Genomic DNA, 20,429 nt, shown 5'->3' on the forward strand with positions numbered 1-20,429 from the left:
AAACCCCATCTCTCAGGGTATGGGTTCTGTAATATTCACAATTTGTCCTGTGGACAGGTTTTCTACGATCTGCACTGTTCCGCTGGGCCAGATTACTTTTAGGCGCGTTGCGCGGTCGGCTTCTCCCAGTCCAAAATGGATCGCATAGGGATCGGTTGACCCGAATCCGACACTTCCGGGAACCTCCCGGAACAGGGTGCGGTTTCCGACTGTCAGGCGCAATTTTGCGCCTATGCCTGATCGGTTGCTTTGACGTCCCTGGAGTGTGACCTGTAACCAGCGATTCTGATTTTCCGACTCGTTGCGGTAAAGCGCGTTTTCGAATAGGTCCCCGTGGTACCATCCGCCTTGTGGGGCGTACACATCCAGGTCGCCATCTGCGTCGTAATCGGCAAATGTGATGCCGTGTCCTTTGCCCAGGTGTCCCATTCCCGCGTATTCGGTCAGGTCGGTGAATGTCCCGTTTCCATTGTTGCGATAAAACCGGTTTGGTTCCAGCCGTCCCAGGTCCGGATCACCCGTCCCGAAGTACACGTCCAGGTACCCGTCGTTATCTATATCTCCCACATTGCCGCCCATCACGCCGTGGGCATAGATAAATCCCGCTTCGTAGGATATATCTGTGAAGCGCCAGCCTTCGGCCTGGCCCTCGTTGCGGTATAGCTTGGGCGTTGGATAGGCCGGGTCGGTGGGCGCAGTATAGCTGATTCGCTGTCCCTCTAAGCTCTCTTTGAATCCGGCAAGGCAGGTGGTCAGGATGTCCAGATCGCCGTCGTTGTCGTAGTCGAAGAAGAACGATACATAGCCTCGAAGTGTGCCGCTTCCGGCGACGTTGGAGGCTTGGGCCACATCGACAAATGTGCCGTCGCCGCGATTTCGATACAGGGCATTGGGCGTCTCAAAGCCGGTTGTAAAGAGGTCCAGGTCTCCGTCGTTGTCGTAATCGCCAAAGGCTGCGCCCACTGTGCCCAGGTCAAAATGAAGGCCCGCTTCGTTTGTGGTTTCGACAAATGTTCCGTTTCCATTGTTGCGGTAGTGCGCATTTGAGGAGCCGTCTCCGGCAATGCCATTTGCTATAAATAAATCCAGGTCGCCATCGTTGTCCGTATCGCCCCACAGGGAGACAAATCCCGATCCCCCATCATTTGTGCCCGAAGATGCGGATATATCGGTGAATTGGCCGCCGTCATTGCGGTAGAGCGCGTTTGGCCCAGGGCCAGACCACCCGCTGCGGGCGATGTAGAGGTCCAGGTCGCCGTCGTTGTCGTAATCCACGAGATTTCCCGAAAATCCCGAATCCACGTCTTTCAGGCCGATCTGGTTGCTGATATCCACAAATCGCGTTCCGTCATTGCGGTAAAATGCGAGGTATGTGTCGCATCCCTGCGCCAGCAGATCCAGGTCGCCGTCGCCGTCGATATCTCCCCAGGCACTCGGTCCGGCTCCGTCCAATTTGGCTACGCCCAGGTCGCGGGCCACATCTGTAAAGCGCACGAGCGTGTCTGTGGATTCGGGGCGCTGGTCAAAGCGATAATAGGACCACAACGACCAGGGATAACCGCCGAGTTTGTCATAGGCTTGTTTCAAATTCCACTGGGTGCGGAAAAACCATTCGTCTGTTTCGGGCAGGGCGCGCAACAAATTTAAGAATGTTTCGGCTGATTTTCGATAATGTCCCGCGCGGTAATAGGCTACGCCCAGCCGATCCGGTACGCGCAGGTCCAGGCGGTCTTTTTGCATTTGCATCGCTACTTTCAAGCGTTCAATTGCCGCTTCGTAATCTCCCATTCTCAGAAGGGCGAGGCCAGCCAGATAGCGCGCTTCTGCATCGTTTATGGCGTTGTCGGATAATTTATCGGCGTGGTGAAATGCGCGTTCCAGCAAGATGCGGGAGTCGTTCAGGGGCAGGATCTGTCCGCTACTTCCCATTTTTTGATTTTCAAACCAGATGGTTTCCCCGCCCAGCAACCAGATGACGTATTCTTTTCGCACGTCCAGCATGAGGGGTTGTCTCGCAAGGGCCGCTTCAAATTGTGCTGCTGCGCGGGCGGGTTCCCGCTGTGATCGGTAAAGCCGCGCGAGCCAGGTTCGCGCTTCAACTGCATCCGGATTGCGAGCTACTGCTCGCTCAAATGCGGTTATCGCTTCGGAGCGGTTTTGGATTGCGAGTACTTTGCCCAGGTGAAGATAGGCCGCGCTTTGTGTGGAGTCGATTTGAATACATCGGCGGAACTCGGCTTCAGCCGCTTCGTACTGCGCCCGCCGCATGCTTTCTATTCCCTGCTGGAGATGCGTAGTATAATCCATCCGCATGCCCGGAGAAGGTGTTTTTTGCTCACCGCATCCGATTGACAGGGCAATTAGCGCCAGAAGGAGTACAATCATGTCAGACCACCCGTCCATCTACGAGTTTTATCTGTCGATCTGCTCGATTTGCCAGATCCTGGTTGTGCGTGGATAGCACGATTGTCAATTGGTTCATATTTCGCAATAATGCCACAATCTCATTTCCTCGTTTTGAATCCAGGTTACCAGTCGGTTCGTCTGCGAGCAAGATCTCGGGGTTGTTTACGAGTGCGCGTGCAATGGCTACCCGTTGCTGTTCGCCCCCCGATAGTTCGCGGGGCAGGTGATCTGATCGGTGTTGCAAATCCACGCGCGCCAGCAAGTCCCTTATCCGGTCGCGTTGATGTAGGGCGCGGGAAAAGAGGAGGGGGAGTGCCACATTTTCTTCGACGGTCAATGTGGGTACCAGGCAATAGTCTTGAAATACGAATCCCACGTGTTGTCGTCGCATGGTTTCCAGGTCTTTGCCGCGCAAAGCGCATACATCTCGACCCAGCAATTTCAAGAGGCCCGATGTGGGGCGGTCCAGACACCCCAGAAGATTCAACAGGGTTGTTTTTCCCGCGCCCGACGCGCCTGTGATGGCTACAAATTCGCCGGGTTCTACGATTAGATCTACACCGGATAACGCTGCGATTTCTTCGGCTGAACGGCGGTATATCCGCGTGAGTCTCTGTGCGAGAATAGCCGACATTTTAGCGCATCCACGCAATGGGATGCAGGCGGGAAGCCCGCCACCCCGGTATGATTCCAGCCAGTATGCCCATGCCGACTGCCATTGAGATCCCGCCGATTAGTAGTATGCCATCAATTTGCACCAGTACGCCTGAGGGAGCAAATGGCAGGATCGCGCGTACGGCTTCAGATGCCAGGCGGCTGCCCAGGACCGCTATTCCACCACCTGCGATTCCGCCTATGGTGCAGATTGTCAGTGCCTCTGCACAGATCAATGCAAATACGTCGCCCCGGGATGCGCCAATTGCTCGCATTACGCCGATTTCTCGAGTCCGTTCAAAGACCGCGATTAGCATGGTATTCATTACGCCGAGTACTGCAATTGCCACGGCTACGATGGCGACTGTTCCGATGAAAAACCGCGCCGTGCCCAGGAGGTCGAGAAGGGTTCGCTGGACCTGCGCCATGGTGATAACCTGTACCGAGGGTATTTCGAATACGCGTTCCGAAAATTCGTCTATTCTGGACAGGTCTTTTAATTTTACGCCGATGCCTGTGAGTTTCTCTTTTTTGTCGAAGAGGTGCTGCGCTACCCCGAGTGGGACGAAGATGGTGCCGTCGTCCTGCGTTCCACTGCGGTCAAAAACCCCGCGTACGCGGAATGTTTGTCCCAGTCCTTTGAGCGGAAAGTCGTCCCCGATGTTTTTCCGATAATACGCCGCTACGCTGTAGCCCAGTATTACCTCGTCGGTCGCGCCTTCGTTGAACCACTCGCCCCGCTGGAAGGTCAGCCAGGGTTTCATTTCCAGAAAGCTGTCTTCTATTCCCGTTATCAGGGAAAATCCCTCCCGGTGTACGGGGAGCGATCCGAGGAATAACCGCGTTGTGGTCGCCACATCGGCGTCTCGAAGAATTTCCCGGTGGATGGCTTCATCCATGTACATTGGTATTACCCCACCCTGCATCAGCAGGGTCGCGGCTTCGTAGGGGCATCCTTTTGAGGTGACCAGTACGTGATAGCCCAGGCGGTCAATGCTGTGGATGAGGGATGTGCGGTATCCGATTCCCAGACCCAGGAGACTGACCAGGACGCAGACGGATAGGGCCACGCCGCTTATGGTTAGAGCACTTCGCGTGCGGTGTCGGCGCAGTTCTTTCAGGACGACGCTTATAAATTGAAAAATGACCAAATTTTTGCCCTTTTGCGATGGATTTCTACGCCTTTTCCCATCAGGCGCAGATCGCCTGCGATGCGTTTTACGACGCCTACGACGCGCAGGGAGTCGCCAGAGATATTGCGGGGGACGGTTATGGTCCGTCCCTGTTCCAGGTCAATCAGTATATGTTGCGTGCTGTCTTGTAGTACAAACCAGCATCCCATGTGCTGGCATACCTGTCCCGCGCGACCCGATAGCACGACTCGCTGTTCCAGAAATACGGATGGACGATCCAGGACTTCTTTGATCCGGGTCGCGCGATTGGCGGGCACGGCTTCGCCCACTTGATGTACTTTCGCAGAGTCGCATCCGACTATCAGGATTAGTATTATCAGGTATATCTTCAGTTTTTGCGTGACGCCTGCCATATGAGATGATATTTTGTTTAGGGGATAAAATCAAGGGTTTCTCCCATCTGTTTTTTGTGACGGGAATATGCCGATGAAAAAAATGATATGGGTTCTTCTGGTCGGTGCCTGTCTGGCGTGTAAGCCATCTCAACCCGATGTATCTACGGAGTTCGTCGGTGTACATCGCTGTGCGAGTTGCCATATGGAAGCGTATCAACAATGGCAGCGCACGACGCATGCGACCTCTATGCAAGAAGCGACTCCGCAGACTGTTAAGGGCGATTTCAGTGAGAATAATACCTATACTTTCGGTGGTGTTACTTCAACGATGAGCCTTCAAAATGGTCGCTATTACATCACGACGCCGGGGGCCGATGGGGCGCAAGGTACCCACGAGGTGCTATACACGATTGGCGACCGGGATACGCAGTGGTATATCACTGAGCTTCCCGGAGGCCATTTGCAGATTCTTCCGGTTTATTTCGATGTTCGCAGAAATACCTGGTACAATCCCGTTGAAGGTATTATCGCCTCGCCATCCGAACGGCCCTTAGATCCCCGCGATACGTCGTTCTGGATGCATTTTGGGCGCAATTGGAGCGCGCAGTGTTTTGACTGCCACGCCAGTCAGATTGAGGTCAATTACGATCCCGATGCGGGTACTTATGATTCCCGCTGGGTAGATTTGAGCGTCAATTGCGAAACCTGTCACGGTCCCGGACAAGGTCATGTCGCGTTTTGGGAGAGAGCGCTGACAGATGCAGATGCTGCCGGTATGCAGGATACTTCGCTGGTGAATTTGAGAATGCTCTCCGCAGAACAATCCGTAGAGCTTTGCGCGCAGTGCCACGCGACGAAGCGCATTTTGAAGCTGGGCTATCGACCCGGCGACAATTTTTACGATTTTTACGAACCTGTTGTTCTGGATTTTGAAGGTATGTGGCCCGATGGTCGCTACCGGCATCTCGCGTATAATTATACGGCGCTCACGCTCAGTCCCTGTTATACAGAGGGCGGGGTGACGTGTTTGACCTGTCACCCGTCCCATGGTCCGGAGGGAGAAAAGAAGACAAGGGCAGATTTCGACGGTATATGTATGCAGTGTCATCGGGATATACAGCCTCGAGAACACAGCCGCCACGAGCAGCACATCGCCTGTGTCGATTGCCACATGCCCCCGATTCCCGAAGTGCGCCGGGTGCGCGTGTTTGACCACCGCATTGCGCCTCCGGTTCCGGCAAATACGGTGCGTTTTGGCATTCCAAATGCCTGCGATGAATGCCACGGGGACCGCACGCCCGAATGGGCTGTGGAAAAGACAGAAGCCTGGTGGGGGAAACAGGATGATTATCTTTTGCAAACGGCGGTTGTTGCACTTGGGCGACAGGGAAATCCGATGGCTGTGTCTCCTCTGAAAGACGAGTTGCTCGATCTATCCTATAATCCCACGCGGCGGGCTTCTGCGGCTTTGCTTTTGGGGCGTACCCGTTCCTCGCAGGCTGTTCCCGTGCTCCTCAAAGCTTTGAAAGATCCGCATCCGCTTATCCGCGCAAAGGCGGTAGAAGGTCTGGGTCTGGTCGGTCAGGTGCGGGTTGTGCCCGCGTTGGTTCCATTGTTAGACGATCCGATTCGGATTGTGCGGTTTGCCCTCGTGCCAGCTGTCGAAAATCTGGGCGCACACCATCTCAAGGACCAGGACTACGAGCGCTATGAGGCCATTTTTGCCGAATATGAACAGGCGAGTAAAGAGGTTTGGGCGACTGACCCTTATGTGCATGCGTTTCTCGGATGGGCTTATGTGAGGCGAGGGAATACCGAATTGGCCCAACGCGCTTTCCAGCGGGCGTTGCGGATTTGGCCCGGTATTGAGGATGCGGCCAGAGGACTGGCGCAGATACATAACTCAGAAAAAAACGACCGATGAGTAGAGAACCCACCGGTCGTTTTTTTGTTTTGGAGCGTCGGTTAGAACGATCCGGTTATGGATACGCGCAGGGGCGGATCAAATAGTGTTCCGAAGCTCATATATGCAAAATCGACACCAACCCTCCGTCCCACGCCCAGATCCTTTTGGACGCCGCCGCCCAGTGTCCAGCTACCCAGGTCGTAACGCCCCCGATAACCGGCGCGCAGTGCCAGCGTGTTCGCTACCCACAATTCGCCGCCCACATGCCAGCGCTCGCGGTCGTCAATGTGGTGTACGAGTTCGGCTGCCACGGTTAGATATGTGGGGTCTCCCTTGCGCCCATAAGGCTCCATTGCCAGGGCAATAGTGTAGATCAAGGGCTGGGCAATCGACGTGCCCTGTGGGAGAGAACCGGGAATCACGAGTTCCTGATCTTTGCCGAAGTTGCGAAGCGTCATGGCCAGGCGCGAACTGCCAAATCCGGTGTAAAAAATACTGGAAAAATCAAATGAGGCACTATTGATTTTGTCCTGGTCCAGTGTCTCTTGAATCCACTTTATAGACGCACCCAGCGACAATTTGTCTGTCATCTTGTACGCATAACCGAAGTTTATGAAAATATCGCCGGCCGATATATCCCGCGTGAAACGCCCTTGCGGATCCATAGGCGTGGTCTCGCGAGAGGTGCCTGCGTCAAACTGAACGATGGATAGTCCAAAGGTCTGCTGACCGTATCGCCAGGCGACCGCGCCGTTGAAGAATTTCGAATCTACCATCCAGCGCGTATATCCCAGGGCATATTCGAACCGCTCGATGTGGGTCAATGCCGCCGTGTTCCAGAACATCGCATTGATGTCGTCGGCTGCGGCTGTAAACGCATCGCCCATTGCTGCTGCCCGCGCGCTCTGTCCCACCTTCAATGCGTGGAACGAAGCCCGCCCGGTTCCGTGGAACTCTTTTGTCCGGTGCTGACCCGCACGCACGCCGGACGGCAACTGGTATTGCTGTGCCCAGGCGTCTGACCCCAAAAGCCCGACGGCCAGGAGCATCGTATAAATAGTTAATCGTTTCACATCTACTCTCCTTTGTTTGTAGAGGGGCGGGCGCTCTGTTCCGCCCCTCCCGTCGGTCTTACTGGATAATCAGAAAACTGCCTGTTTGAACCTTGCCTTCTTGTCCGGGCACCAGCGATTCTACGGCGAAGAAATAAATCCCCGGAGATGCATACGACGTGCCAGAACGCGCCCGTTGAGTCCAGCTCACTTCTGCCGTGTGCTGATCTCCGCGCGTCCCATCGTGTACTATTTCCATAACCAGGTCTCCCGCAGACGTGAAAATCGAAATTCGGGCCAGACGCGGCAGGTTGGTAAACCGCATGCGCTTGTTGTTGTCGCCCTGCGCCCCAAAGGAGTGTAATCCATCGTCCTTCCACGGATTTGGCACTACGAGCACTTTTTCTTCCAGGGCATCGAACCCATCTGAGGCAGCCACAACGGGTGTAAACTGACCGCCGCTTGTGTTGTGCCGCGCAGCCGTCACAATATGGCTCGACTCGGTCCCCGCGCGGATATGGTTTTGAACCACGGGGGGCAGATCTGCAAGTGTTGTCGGGACGGGCATTTGCGCGCCTGAAATCGCATTTTTCTGCGCATTCATGTTCTCCCAGTTCGCATGCCCATTGGCATAGGTTACGATATTATACCGATACCCGAATCCCGTAATTGAATTCTCATCGGCAAAAGTATAAATTCCGGTCGATGCATCGTAATACCTCGGATCTTTTGCCTCAATCTTGGCGATCAAATTCCACGGGCCAAGAGGCGCGCCAGCATGCTGCACGGGATCTGTCTGGATCAGCGCCGTGTTCCCGTAAATTTTGTAACCGGCCACATCCTGAGCCTCGCCGCCCGTATAATCCGGGTGTACCGCATCGTCGGCACCGTCGCTCCAGGAGAGTTCCACATTGCCATTTGCATTGCTGCGAAGCAAAATAGGACGATCGGTTTCGGCGCGCGCAAGCGATTCCACATCTGGCGGTTGATTGGGCAGGTCAAATCCCATTGCGTACAATTGACGCGCGCGATCGATGTGGTTGAACAAAATATCCTCACCGCCGGGCACCTGCGACTGCGCGCCTGGCGTCATTGCCCAGATGCGGAAGTCCATTGGCTCACCGCCCGGACCCGCATTTTCAGACGCCATACCCGCGGCAAAAACCACCACGATTTTTGCCTTGTCGCCCGGTACCAACTTCCAGGGACCGAACATCTGCGAGTGCAATTGCTCCTGCAACTCTCGCTCACCGGGGCTTGGGCCACCCTCAATCGGGTTGTCGTCATAGGGCTTGCCGGGGGTGATAAACTTCTTCCATATATCCTCAACCGTATCAATCGATACGTGTGGCTCAAACTCGATATTGGTGCGGCTTCGGCGCTTCCACCAGTGTGCATACGCAGGCTGACTGCTGGGAATATCCTCGCCCCCCATAGCCGTGCCCGTAATCGGTACATAGACGTCTGGATCGTTGATAAAGGGCGGTGTCACATCCACAGGTCCCCAGCCTATGTATTGCGGAGAATACAATTCTTGCTCTGCCCGCATCCCGATCACGCCAATGGCCTCTGCGCCGAACCGGGGTTCGCCCCTGTCGTTGTTTGAACTGGTGGGCGCATCGCCATCGTATTGATACGATATCTTTTTGCCCTGATACTTCCCACCGTAATTGGCGGCCTCGGTAAACTGATACCGGTCGTCTTCCAGCCGACGCCCCGGCTCGGAAAACCAGTAGCCGTTCCACTTGCGATAGGAGTGCCCGGGTTTGTTCACGCTGAAATAGTTCAAATACCCCATATACACTTCTTCATAGGACCGGTTTGAGGTATTCTCCACGACCAGTTCGACAAAGAAAAAATCGTCGAAATCCGGGTGGCTCCATCCATACGCTGTCCGCGTCATTGTCATGCCGGTCCCGTCTGGCTCAATATTCGTATTGCTGCGCCATCTCGAAATCACGATTTCTTCTGGAAAGTGATCGAACTGAGGCAGCGTATAGGACCCGTTCTCTCGGTAATTATCCACTTCCACAGGCTCTTCGGAAATCGGTTTGGGCTGCTCGGTGATTCCACCGCGGTCCGTGTTGAACCACACGTTGGCATCCTGGGTATCATACCCCAGCCGGGCTGCTACAATCGGCGGGTCTTGCCCGTTCCGCAAGCGCAAATTGCCCGATCCAGGCGTCAGATCCGGCACGACCTGCTCCACATCTCCGGTGTTGGACACTGGTCCCGAGGATGTGACATAGGTATTTCCACTCGCATCCCGCGCGAGTATCCACACCCCCTGGCCCTTCGAGTTGTCGTAGTCCTGGTCTCGACCGCCGAAACTGCCCGATGTCGAAGACCCCGTATAAATATACGGATACGTCATTGAACCGTTTTCCCGCGCCACATATCCCTGCGACCCCAGGGCAAATGTCCCGCCCTGCTGACCTGTGTTGCGAAACGATTCCGACAGCTTTGACCGGTCGATCTGCTTCATTGGCACTGGCTCATCCACCGCCTGAACCCCTGCTGAAAATAGTCCAGTCAGGAAAATGCCAGCGAGCGCCTTACCAATTATTTGTCTAAACATAAATTCACTCCTTATAGAGGCGCCAGGGTCAGAGCACCAGAACAGGTACTCTGACCCACCGGTTTACATACTCGTGCGCACGCCGAAATAGATTTCCCGTGTGCGATTCGTGTAGCTGTTCCACTGATCCCAGATCTGGTTGTTGTCCCGCACCACTACTGGCGTGGGCTGGTTTTCAGCCAGACCGTACTTGGGTATGTCGTGGAAGAAATTCCACCTGCGGATCGAACGCGGCTTTTTGGCGTTGAACAAATTGGTCGCCTCAAAGAACAGGGTCGGACGCAATTTTCCAATTCGGAAGCCCTTCTGAATGCCCAGATCCGTGCGGAATGCCGTTGGATTGGTGAACAGCAACTGGTTCCTGATCAACTTGTTGGCAGTCGAGGGAGATGGCGTGGGCTGGCTATAGCGGAAGAATGTGCCCGGCTCGATTCGCAGCACCAGGTTCACGTTCAGATCGCTCAGCACCTTGCTCCCGCCCACCTCTGGACCATATCCTTCGGGCGTGGCAAACAAAAATGTGATGCTTCCATCGCCCGTGGCATCGCGCATGTTGGCAGGACCGCGCACGCCCCCTATCGTGAATATAGTAGCTGCAATATTCCGCTCGTCGGTCCAGGGGAATCCAACCTGTGCATCCGGCACCTGATTGGCAAATTTTTCGGTGATCCACAATTCCCGGTTGGCGTCGATTTGCTGCTGCACCAGCTGATTGGCAAACATGCCAATGGCATCGACTTCGGCACTCGACAGGGGTTGCCAGATGCGCTCACCCGTGTTTGGGTCAATTTCAAATTTGAAGCGATACGCGTCTTTGGCCAGGAAGTCCGAATCCACGTACCAGCGCCCTACCCATTCCCGACCGCCGTAGAAGTTGTTCTGCTCCCAGTACCAGCTCCACGTCGCGCGGAATGAGAAGAAGTTGGTGAACCGCTTGCTCACAGCCAATTCCAGGCCGCGCGTTTCACCGCTGTACGCATTCTGATACCAGTGCGCGCGCTTGATCTGCTTCTCTACCGGATCGTGCAAAAACGTGTTGTTCTGCTGGAGATAGTCTTCTGTGCGGCGGTAGAACATCGTCGCGTTGGCCGTGTAGTCCGAAACAAAGTTCCAGTCCACGCCCACTTCGTAGTTCACGGTACTGCCCGGACGCGAATTTGTAGATCCGCGTTTGGTCGAGCCCATTTCCAGGCCGCCGTAATACTCATAAGAACTGTATCTGTCGTCCGCGTTCAGGTCTTGGGCTATGCTCCGGCCCGAAGCCACCTGCCAGGTTTGCCCGTACATCGCATAGAAAATCGGGAGGACGAAGAACCGGCCATAGGAGAAGTGAATCGCAGACCGCGCGGTAATCGGGTGAGACACCCCAAAGCGCGGCGACAGTTTGAACATATTTAGACCATCATATGTCGGGAATGACTGTGGATTGTTGGGATAGGGCGTTTGACCCTGTCGCGCCAACGACGCATCTGCATCGGCAAACCAGCGGTTTTGAGGCAGCACCGACCACACGGGTTCGGGGCGCGTCTGACCGCCGTGATCATACGCATCCAGACGCACGCCCACGTTTACGACCATCCCCTCAAACTCCATTTTGTCCTGTGCATAAGCTGCAAGTTGGAATGCTTTTCTCGGATAATCCCGGTAGCTGTTCCAGGCCGGATCGTCCAGACTGCTTGCCCGGCTTAAATCGGGGAGTTTGATGCCGTTCACAGTCGTGGCGGGCACGTAGTCCATCTGACCATCTGCACCCAACCGGTTCTGAGCCGATGCATAGTAGTCGTACATCGACCATAGCCGATAACTGCCCGGGTTTCCACGACTCTGTAATTCCCACTGGTAGGTCTGGAACCACGTTGCTTCGGCTCCTGCCTTAAAGAAATTTCCCTTTGTAACCTGACTGGAGAAATCAAATTTCAAATTGTTGCGCGTCTGACGATTCAATCGGAAGTCCCGAACCGGACGCGGTGTTGCCGTAAACCACCTGTCGTGGTCCCGAACCACATTGAACGTTTCTATAGGAATATCCGATGAGTCCTGCTCGCTGTCTGCACGCGAGATACGCAACTCGTACAGGGTGCGGGAAGATAGGGAATGCGTTAAATACGCGTACAACATCGAGTTCCATTCGATCTCTTTGCCCGCACCATCTATATCTATGGGCAAATACAGGTCTCGACCGGCTGATAATGCCGACTCTCGCGTATTGCGGAAATTCTGGTTCGTTCCATACACACCGCCCACCTTTAGGTTGATATTGGGCTTTACGCCAAATGTCAGCTTACCTGTCACCTGATAATTGGGCAAGCCCTGAAGTGCGGGGTCGGGACGCTGCACGGGTTGTCGATTTGTCTGCGCGCTCACGTGGAACGAGGTCTTGTCCCCAATCGGACCCGAAATGGATCCCTCGAGGCGATGTCCCGATACATCTGTGTAATCGTCGGGCTGGATATGTATCAGACGTCCTGAATCATCCGCTGTGCCGGGCAATCCATCGGCACCAATATTTTCCTTTTCCTGCAACCATGCCGGATCGTCCAGGCGGATGCGGCTCTTGCCCGTGCCCTGGTTCAGGTGAATGATTGGATCATAGGCATTGAAGCCGTAATGCCGCTTTCCGGGCACCGTGTATCGATACTCGAAGAATCCGTGGTAGTCCCGGCTACCCTCTCGCGTCACGATATTGATGATCCCGGCGTCCATATTTCCGTATTCGGCTTCTGGAACACCGGTTACCACAGAGATTTCCTGGATGGATGCGCGGTTCACACCCGTGAACATATTTGCCGCGCGGCGGTCATTATTCACCATCCGCACACCATCAACAGTATAGGTGAGTGAAATGGGCTTTGGCGTTGTCGTGTACCAGCCCGCACGGCGTTCGCCTTCGTCCATTTGAAAGTTGCCCTGCCGCACTGACCGTCCGTCTTTCTGTACGCCCGGCTGCAAGCCCGCCCACGCCCGAGCATCTTTGACCACGGGCTGCAAGTCGATCTCGTCAGCCGTTACATAGTATTTGCTCGCGGTCTTGTCCGGCTCTACGGGTGGACGCTCTGCCGTTACGATCAGTTCTGCGGCTTCCAGCGCTGTCTCGGTGAGGCTGAAATCCACTGTGGAGGTATAGCCCACCACCACTTTCACATCTTGCTGTACGACCTTCTGGTACCCCACCAGCGAGGCTTCCATGCTGTGTGTTCCCGGCAGAACCAGCAAGATGATATAATATCCTTCTGCATCTGCGGTCGCACCCCGGTTTGTTCCCGTGATTACGACGTTGGCACCGGGCAATGGATCGCCTTTTGTATCCATTACCCTGCCAGCTATCTTACCCGTTGTTGCCGCCTGTGCCCAATCCTGCACACCCAAGGCACATACCAGCAAAACGGACAAAATTGATAGCTTTCTTATCATCTCTATGCCTCCTTATATAAAGGGTTGTTTATTACATTTACATCACGTAGTATTTGACCGAAAGTCCGATCTCGAAATAGTGCAGTGGAAAGGTCCGCGCGAAGCCATAAGACTCCAGCTGACGCAATTCCCCGATCAGCAGGTTCCACCGCGCCCGTGCATCAACGGCTGCGCGACTACCTGCCAATACCTCCACTCCTAAACCCACGTTGAGCCCCCAAGCCACATCCGTATCGTCAAACGGCGCCAGTTCCAATGTCGTATCGATCCCCCCGCCCAGATTCGGTTGTCCTGCAAAGATCAGGCCTGATACCGAATTTTTATAGTGGTAAAACCCACCGCCATAGGCGATGAAAGGACCTCCGGTCACGCCATCCGAACCACCTGTTCGCGCTTTCAGATGATACAGGCCGTTGATCGTAAACGCATTGACGGTCATGTAATTGCGCGCCAGCGGGCTTGTGATTTTCTGCCACTCCTCCGGCTTGTCTTCGGGCCAGTAAAAAGTCGCTTCTTGAATTTTGCCGGGATCAAAGCGCGTGCGGTGAAATTCCACCTCTAAGGTATTGCGCGCATCCCGCGCATAGGTGAAATACAGTCCGAATGCTTCCTGTGCGCGGAAACGATCACTCATGCCGAATACGGGGAAGTTGAAGTTGCCGCTCAAACCCAAGCCAACTTTCCCCACTACGCCCGTGTCCTGTCCATGGGCATCGCCATAGCTATTGCCCGGAAGCGCGAAGAACATCAAACAAACTGCGGAAATTATCCCTCGTTTCATACGCGACCCTCCTTGTGACGCCCACTCAATGCGAGTGGGGATAATTGTTGCGAAGCACTATTTATTCTTATAACTGATAAAAGTACGCTTTAAAAATAAATAATACTGATAGAATTAATGATAGTAAGTATTAGCTCACCGGAAATTTAAAACGCCTGTACTCAGATGTCAAGCGGTTTCGGTACAAAAAATTCTGCCATTTGGCAGAACGGAAATTAGCATAAGTAAAAGTGCTTGCATTTGCTTATGATTTCAGTATATAAATAAAAGGGAATCAGAGCACCCACTACCAGTTCAGGAGATTCGAACATGCCCTGGGTGCTTGTCGTATTTGCGTTATTGGTTTTTGTAACTCCTTCTTTGGCTGACCCTCCACGGCTTTATGTCGATACGCTGATTGAAAATCCCGCGTATAACAATAACTTACAGGAGTTGACAGAGAAACAACCGGGTGATACCATCAAATTTCAGATTTTCGCGCCTGATGCTGCAGGGCAAAAGAGTCACGGTTATGTCGTTGAACTGGCTTTGCCGGGCAAAGCGTTTGACAGTTATATCGGCGATATCAATGGAATTGGATGGACTGAAAAAAATATGCGCTTTGCTCGCGCCAGGTCGGGCAATCCGACTTTAGCTATGCTATCTCTCGCCACGGTAACGATTCCGGCGAACGGCTACTTGGGCCAGATTACACTGACCGCAGCACATTCGCTAACTTCAGATATTGTTCTGATTATTCGAGCAGCAGCATGGGCAAACGAGGATGGGATTCAAGATATGGATGCGTCCGACGCGGCGATATCCTTTATGGAAATTCCTCCTTTTCCCGGCGATTTTGACGGTAATGAGATTGTCAATATGACCGACTTCTTATTATTTGTTGCTGCGTTTAATACCCGGTCAGGAGATGCCAAATACAGTGTGCTGGCGGATATGAATCGCAACGGGACCGTTGATATGTTTGACTTTTTACTCTTTGTCACTGCGTTTGGTGGTTCATAGACTATGAACTCGATATAATATTACTTATTTTTTTAATAAGTAAAACATCTCCCTCTTATCGAATCCCAAAGGTCGTTTTTTTCCTCACCTGTACGCCGCTTACCAGATCTTCTACGGTTATCTGTACCTCATGGTCGCCTTTTCCAGCCCCGTCGAGATTTAGTTCCACATAAGAGAGACCATCTGTGGTATTTCCGATCTGGTCGTAGGTTACGCTCACGCCCTGTTCCCCTTCCGCTTTTCCCAGCAGACGACCCAGTCCAGCGAGTACGCGGGCACCCTGGCCCATTTGGTCTTTAGATCGGATGTCATAGGTCACGCGGTAATGCGTTTGTCCAAATTCATTTTTACTCAGGTGATAGATTTCAAAATAGAGAAAGGCCGGATGTTTTTCCGGGAATGCCCATACCGACATGGGCATTATGTTCAATCCCTGTTTGACAAAAACACCTTCTGATGGTGTCTCATCTGAGATTGACCAGGCCAACTCGATGTCGCTCAAATTCAAGTCGGCTCTGGAATAGTCTTCCAATACCACCTGTTGTTGGTAGATCTGAAACCGCCGCGTTTCCGCCTCCCGAACCCGCAGGCCGAGTTCATAGGTTCCCGGCGGTGCTTCTATGGCGGCCATGTCCAGTACCAGGTTTTGCCATCCGCTGGATGTATCGACAGAGGTTTGTAAAAAGGTTTCATCGAGGAAAAATTTTCGCTCGTCCCGGTACGTTTGATCCACTTCGGGATCTGTTAGTGCCGCGCTGCGTATGACCCAGGTGCCCTCCTGTTTTTTGAGCAGCGAATCCGGCGGGATGCCGCTGTAGATTTCCAGGCGTGTGCGACCGTCTTTTCCCTTAAAGCTGGCGGTGCGATACCAGAAATCCAGGGGTTGGGCATCCCGGGCAAAGTCGTGAAAGTCGGGAATGCGTCCGGCCATTTTGTTTAGTACCAGTTCTGGTGAATGGTACAGAAAATCCGTGAGGTCTCGCACGGCGACATAGCGCTCTTTTAATTCGTTGGGGACATGCGTGGGTACGGGGGCAAACTCAAAATTGCTCTGAAAGTATTCGTCGGTAAATGTGACCTCCAGGCCCTCCGCGACCATGGTATATACCCATGATTCCCAGGGTACTATGCTGGCGTCTTCGCGGTTGGTTACAGGCATGAATAGGCCCATCGCCTGATCGACAAACCGCTCCTGGCGCACCCGCGACGGGGAGAAACTCAGATCGCCCGTGTTCACATCGCCCAGTGCGGCGAGGGTTTGCTCTTGATCCTCTATTCGGGTCACCTGGTCGCCTTCGCCCGCGTCGGCAGCTTCCACTCGTTCCGACAATTCGGTGCGTTCAGCATCCTGAGCGTCTTCCAGCAAAAATATGAGTTGGATCTCATCCGAGGTCAACCCCAGGTCCTGGGGATTGGGCGCTTTAGGGCTGAAAGCCCGGTTGCTGCGAACGGGATATACCGGTCCCGTGAAAAATTCGCCCACTGCGTCCGGTCCGTAGAGATCTACGGCCATTCGCTCTTTGATGCGCTGTGCCTTGGCTGGCATGTCGGCATTCAGGCGGTCGGATGTTGATCGATAATCGGGTTCACCGTAACGGATGTACACTTCGCCCCGTCGATCCCAGGGGTATATGGCTTTGGAAAAGTGCGTGCGCGCGTGCCAGACCCGGCGGTAGTGTTCTGCCTGGCGCAAAAATCCGCCGGATACGCGCGATAGGTCGTGCCGAATCCAGAAGCGGCGCAGAAATGCTTCGCGCTCTATAGCCGATGTGACTCTGGAGAGGGATTCCAGTTCGGGTATGGAGGCTAATAAAGAAATATCCCGGTAGAGTGCCGCCTCTGCGGCATCGAGAAGCCTGATGTAATTGCGAAAGATGCGTACAGCTCGTTCGCCATCGCCTTCATAGAGAAAGACCTGGGCTATTAGAGGCAGAAAATGGCGCGTTTCGGCTGCATTGCCCAAATGAACCAGCAGGTCTCTCAATTCGGCGAAGCGCTCGTTCATGGCGTAAATTATCCCCAATTTATAGGCGACATCCAGGTCTTCGGGGGTCTGCTGCACACAGCGCTCGTACAGGTTGATTACCCGGTCCCACTCGTCCTTTTTTTTGTGGTGTTCCGCCATGATTTTGCAGGCTGCGACATCCGTCGAGTCGCGCTCAAGTGCCCGTTCGGATGCCCGTTTCAAAGACCGATCCTCTTGCAGGAGTCGCACGAGGTCGAGGTGATAGCGTATTTTCTGCGATTGGGGCGCAAGAGCGATTGCTTTTTCAAAATGTGTCCGTGCTCCGCGGATATCTTCCTTCTGGTAGAGCGCGATCTGCCCCAGTCCGTCGTGTGCTTCTGCGAGATCTGGATTTAAGCTCAGTGCCTTTTCAAATGCCTGTCTGGCTTTTTTCCATTGTTTTTTCCGCTCGCGAGATTCCAGATATGCCGTGCCCAGGCGGGCGTAGCCTTCGGCCAATTCCGGATCCAGGTGTACAGCTTCTTGCAACAGATCTATTGCGTGTCGCGCACTGTCCATCTCGATCCGCACATCGGCAGCCAGCATCAGAGAATCCGACCGGGTCATCAGGGTTATGAAGGGCTGTTCTGCCTTTGCTCCGCATGCAATCAGAAAGATGTATATGGGAATCAATCGAATTGCAAAAAACCGAACGCGTTTTTTCATGGTGTCCTCACTCGATCTCGTCGGGTGTTTCCAATTTAAAGGTCGCTGCTTTGGTCACTTTTTGCCCGTCTATGCGGTCCATTGCAGCGACCTCAATGACGTATTCTCCCGGCTCGGAACCGGACAGGTCAAGTGCCAGATAGTTGACCACGTTGTCGGCATCGCCCGTCTGGTCATAAGAAATCGCAATTTGTTCTTCGTTCTGGTCTATGCCCACCAGTTTTCCCAGGCCACCGAGTACTTTTGCGCCAAACGACTGACCGGAACGCGGTTTTAAGCGGTAGGAGATCCGGTAGTCCGTCTGTCCGAATGCATCCTGGCTCAGTCCGTAAATTTCGTAGTAAAGATAGACCAGATGCCGCTGTGTATAATGCCGCGTGGCCAGTGGAATGATTTCCAAATTTTGTTTGACAAAATGTCCTTTTCCGGTGGTCTGTTCAATTGAAGCCGCCATTTCGATATCGCTCAGCCAGAGTTTGCCGTGGCGATAAGACGGAACCCGCAAGGGCATGCCATAGACCTGCGTGCGTCCAGACCGCTCTTCGATGGCCTGCACGGCGAGGTAGTACGATCCAGGTTTTACATCCAGTGCGATTACATCGGGAATGATCCCGGTTTTTCCATCTACCCGCAGTACTACTCGTTTTGCTGCTTTGAATACCGGATCGCCTTTTGCATTGTAGAGAACAGCTCCCCGGTTTATCCGAACATCCCCGCCATCTCGCGTCAATGCGGAGGCGGGAAATCCGTAGTAGATTTCCACGCGTGTGCTGTCGCCCAGTCCTCGAAATGTGGCGGGATAGGCCGCGTAATGCAGTGGTTCGGCGAGAAATACCGGTACGTAAATTTCCCTGGGAGCCTGGCTTATAATTTGTTCGGGAACGAGAGGTCCCCACAAGTGGCGCATTTTGGTCGCCATTTCCGCGGGCAATACGGCGTAGTCAAAAACGCCATCGGGCGCGCCGGGCATCTGGCGAAACGCGATTTCCACGCCTTCTCCCAATCCGGGATAGATCCAGTATTCCCACGCCCGGCGATCCTGGATCGGGAAGATGGGGCGTCCCAGAAATGCACCCAGTCCCCCCACGGCCATCGCTGATTCGGCTCGCTTTCGGATCTGTTCGCTTTTTTCATTGCGCTCGGATGATCGGCTGTACAGTCTTTGGAACTGTCTTTCCAGTTGGCGTTGTGCCTGTTCTGCGCCAGCTCCGCGGTGGGTCACATTGGCACTGTCGCTATCAGCGGCGTAATCCGATAGCAGTATTTCGGCTGCCCAATCTACGCGGTCTAATAGCCGCTGTTTGACATCCCAGTCTTCGGGATGGGATTCGCGTTGCCGATTCGCGGAAGCACTTTTGTGGGATGGCGTGCCGTAGCGCACATAGACTTCGCCCCGTCGATCCCACGGAAAAACCGCCGCTCCGAAATGCTCCCGCGCATAAGCTACCCGGCGGAAGTGTTCGACTCTCCGCTCGTTGACGTCTGTAATGGGTGTGGGGTCTCGGCGTTTCCAGAATTGTTGCAGTAGTACTTGTCTGTCCTTTGCCTGCTGAAGTGCCTCTGTTTCCTTTTCTGAGGCAAACAGAGAAATATCTTCATAAGGCGTCCGCTCTCTGGTGCTCAGGCCAGCTATATAGGTTTCGAAAAGGGTCTCGGTTTTTTCGTAATTTTTTCGTTCCAGATAAACTTCGGCGAGTTCCAGCATATATTGCCGCTGGTTTGTGCCCTGAGTTTGCATGAGCCGCGACAGGGTGCGCGCGGCCTGGTCTGTGCGAGATAGGACGCGGTAGAGTTGTCCCAGTCGCCACATGGCGTCTTTGTGTGCGGGATTGACCGCCAGTTGTTTTTCGTAAAATTCAATGGCGCCGTCTTTTTTTAGTAGATCGTATTCATACATAAAGCCCAGGCGATAATACGCATCTGGATGGTCCGGGTCCATCTCGACCACCTGTTCGAAAGCTCTGATGGCGTCGCGATTCATGAGATTCAGATGCGTCAGGCCAATGTGGTACTGGGCTTCTACATAGTCGGGCTTTTCGGCCAGGGCGCGGCAAAAATAATCAATGGCACGCACCCACTGGCCTTTCTCACGGGCATAGACGAGGCCCATGCCAAAGTAGGCTTCGGGCATTTTTCGCTGGTATTTTTCCGCATTTCGAAAGGCTTTTCTGGCTTTGCCAATCTGATCCTGGGTCAGATACACATGCCCCAATCCACAGTGGGTTGGGGCGTGTTTTTTGTTTGCTTGTAGAGATTGCTCAAACAAAGTTTTTGCGCGGTCTATTTCTCCTGCTTTGAGTGCCTGATTACCCAGGAGATAGAGGGAATCCGCGGCATTAGGATCAGCCCAAATTGGTGCAACAGTCCAGAATATTCCAAAACTCAGGACGAGTGCAATGCACCCGATATGCCAGCCTATTTTCGACATGCTCAATCGCCT

At 53.8% G+C, this 20,429-nt stretch carries 12 protein-coding genes; 2 read left to right on the forward strand and 10 right to left on the reverse strand.

Translation table 11 applies throughout. The features are described from left to right. Positions 1-12 precede the first annotated feature (12 nt). Genes OXG87_01750 through OXG87_01765 form a run of 4 tightly spaced genes read right to left on the reverse strand, consistent with a single transcriptional unit; the run spans position 13 to position 4,606 of the window. Positions 13-2,385 (reverse strand): FG-GAP-like repeat-containing protein, encoded by a 2,373-nt coding sequence (locus tag OXG87_01750; protein ID MCY3868248.1) that lies wholly within the window; start codon positions 2,383-2,385, stop codon positions 13-15. A 1-nt stretch (position 2,386) separates the two neighbouring features. Further along, positions 2,387-3,040: an ABC transporter ATP-binding protein gene (locus OXG87_01755; protein MCY3868249.1), complete on the reverse strand. Its 654-nt coding sequence runs from the start codon at positions 3,038-3,040 to the stop codon at positions 2,387-2,389. Position 3,041: 1 nt separating this feature from the next. After that, positions 3,042-4,211 (reverse strand): ABC transporter permease, encoded by a 1,170-nt coding sequence (locus OXG87_01760; protein ID MCY3868250.1) that lies wholly within the window; start codon positions 4,209-4,211, stop codon positions 3,042-3,044. Continuing rightward, a complete protein-coding gene (locus OXG87_01765; protein MCY3868251.1) occupies positions 4,190-4,606 on the reverse strand; it encodes a hypothetical protein in 417 nt (138 codons plus the stop codon). The genes OXG87_01760 and OXG87_01765 overlap by 22 nt, the downstream gene beginning before the upstream one ends. 73 nt (positions 4,607-4,679) lie before the next feature. Between OXG87_01765 and OXG87_01770 the strand changes: the two genes are divergently transcribed. Further along, positions 4,680-6,512: an ammonia-forming cytochrome c nitrite reductase subunit c552 gene (locus OXG87_01770; protein ID MCY3868252.1), complete on the forward strand. Its 1,833-nt coding sequence runs from the start codon at positions 4,680-4,682 to the stop codon at positions 6,510-6,512. Positions 6,513-6,553: 41 nt separating this feature from the next. On the opposite strand, the gene OXG87_01775 is transcribed toward OXG87_01770, so the two are convergent. From OXG87_01775 to OXG87_01790, 4 genes are all read right to left on the reverse strand, one after another. After that, the gene (locus tag OXG87_01775; protein MCY3868253.1) at positions 6,554-7,567 is read right to left on the reverse strand and encodes a PorV/PorQ family protein; all 1,014 of its coding nucleotides are present in this window, start codon (positions 7,565-7,567) and stop codon (positions 6,554-6,556) included. Positions 7,568-7,625: 58 nt separating this feature from the next. Further along, positions 7,626-10,124, reverse strand: a complete 2,499-nt coding sequence (locus OXG87_01780; protein ID MCY3868254.1) for a hypothetical protein — start codon at positions 10,122-10,124, stop codon at positions 7,626-7,628. A 63-nt stretch (positions 10,125-10,187) separates the two neighbouring features. After that, positions 10,188-13,535: a carboxypeptidase regulatory-like domain-containing protein gene (locus OXG87_01785; GenBank protein ID MCY3868255.1), complete on the reverse strand. Its 3,348-nt coding sequence runs from the start codon at positions 13,533-13,535 to the stop codon at positions 10,188-10,190. A 37-nt stretch (positions 13,536-13,572) separates the two neighbouring features. Continuing rightward, positions 13,573-14,316: a hypothetical protein gene (locus OXG87_01790; protein ID MCY3868256.1), complete on the reverse strand. Its 744-nt coding sequence runs from the start codon at positions 14,314-14,316 to the stop codon at positions 13,573-13,575. Positions 14,317-14,625: 309 nt separating this feature from the next. Here OXG87_01790 and OXG87_01795 point away from each other — a divergent pair, with 309 nt between their 5' ends. Further along, positions 14,626-15,318 (forward strand): dockerin type I domain-containing protein, encoded by a 693-nt coding sequence (locus OXG87_01795; protein ID MCY3868257.1) that lies wholly within the window; start codon positions 14,626-14,628, stop codon positions 15,316-15,318. A gap of 55 nt (positions 15,319-15,373) precedes the next feature. Here OXG87_01795 and OXG87_01800 read toward each other — a convergent pair whose 3' ends face one another. After that, positions 15,374-17,989 (reverse strand): GWxTD domain-containing protein, encoded by a 2,616-nt coding sequence (locus OXG87_01800; GenBank protein MCY3868258.1) that lies wholly within the window; start codon positions 17,987-17,989, stop codon positions 15,374-15,376. 7 nt (positions 17,990-17,996) lie between these two features. Further along, positions 17,997-20,417 carry a tetratricopeptide repeat protein gene (locus tag OXG87_01805; GenBank protein MCY3868259.1) on the reverse strand — a complete coding sequence of 807 codons (2,421 nt, stop codon included), beginning with the start codon at positions 20,415-20,417 and terminating at the stop codon, positions 17,997-17,999. Between the last annotated feature and the right edge of the window lie 12 nt (positions 20,418-20,429).

It is taken from the genome of Gemmatimonadota bacterium, from assembly GCA_026706845.1.
Classification (GTDB): Bacteria; Latescibacterota; UBA2968; order UBA2968; family UBA2968; genus VXRD01.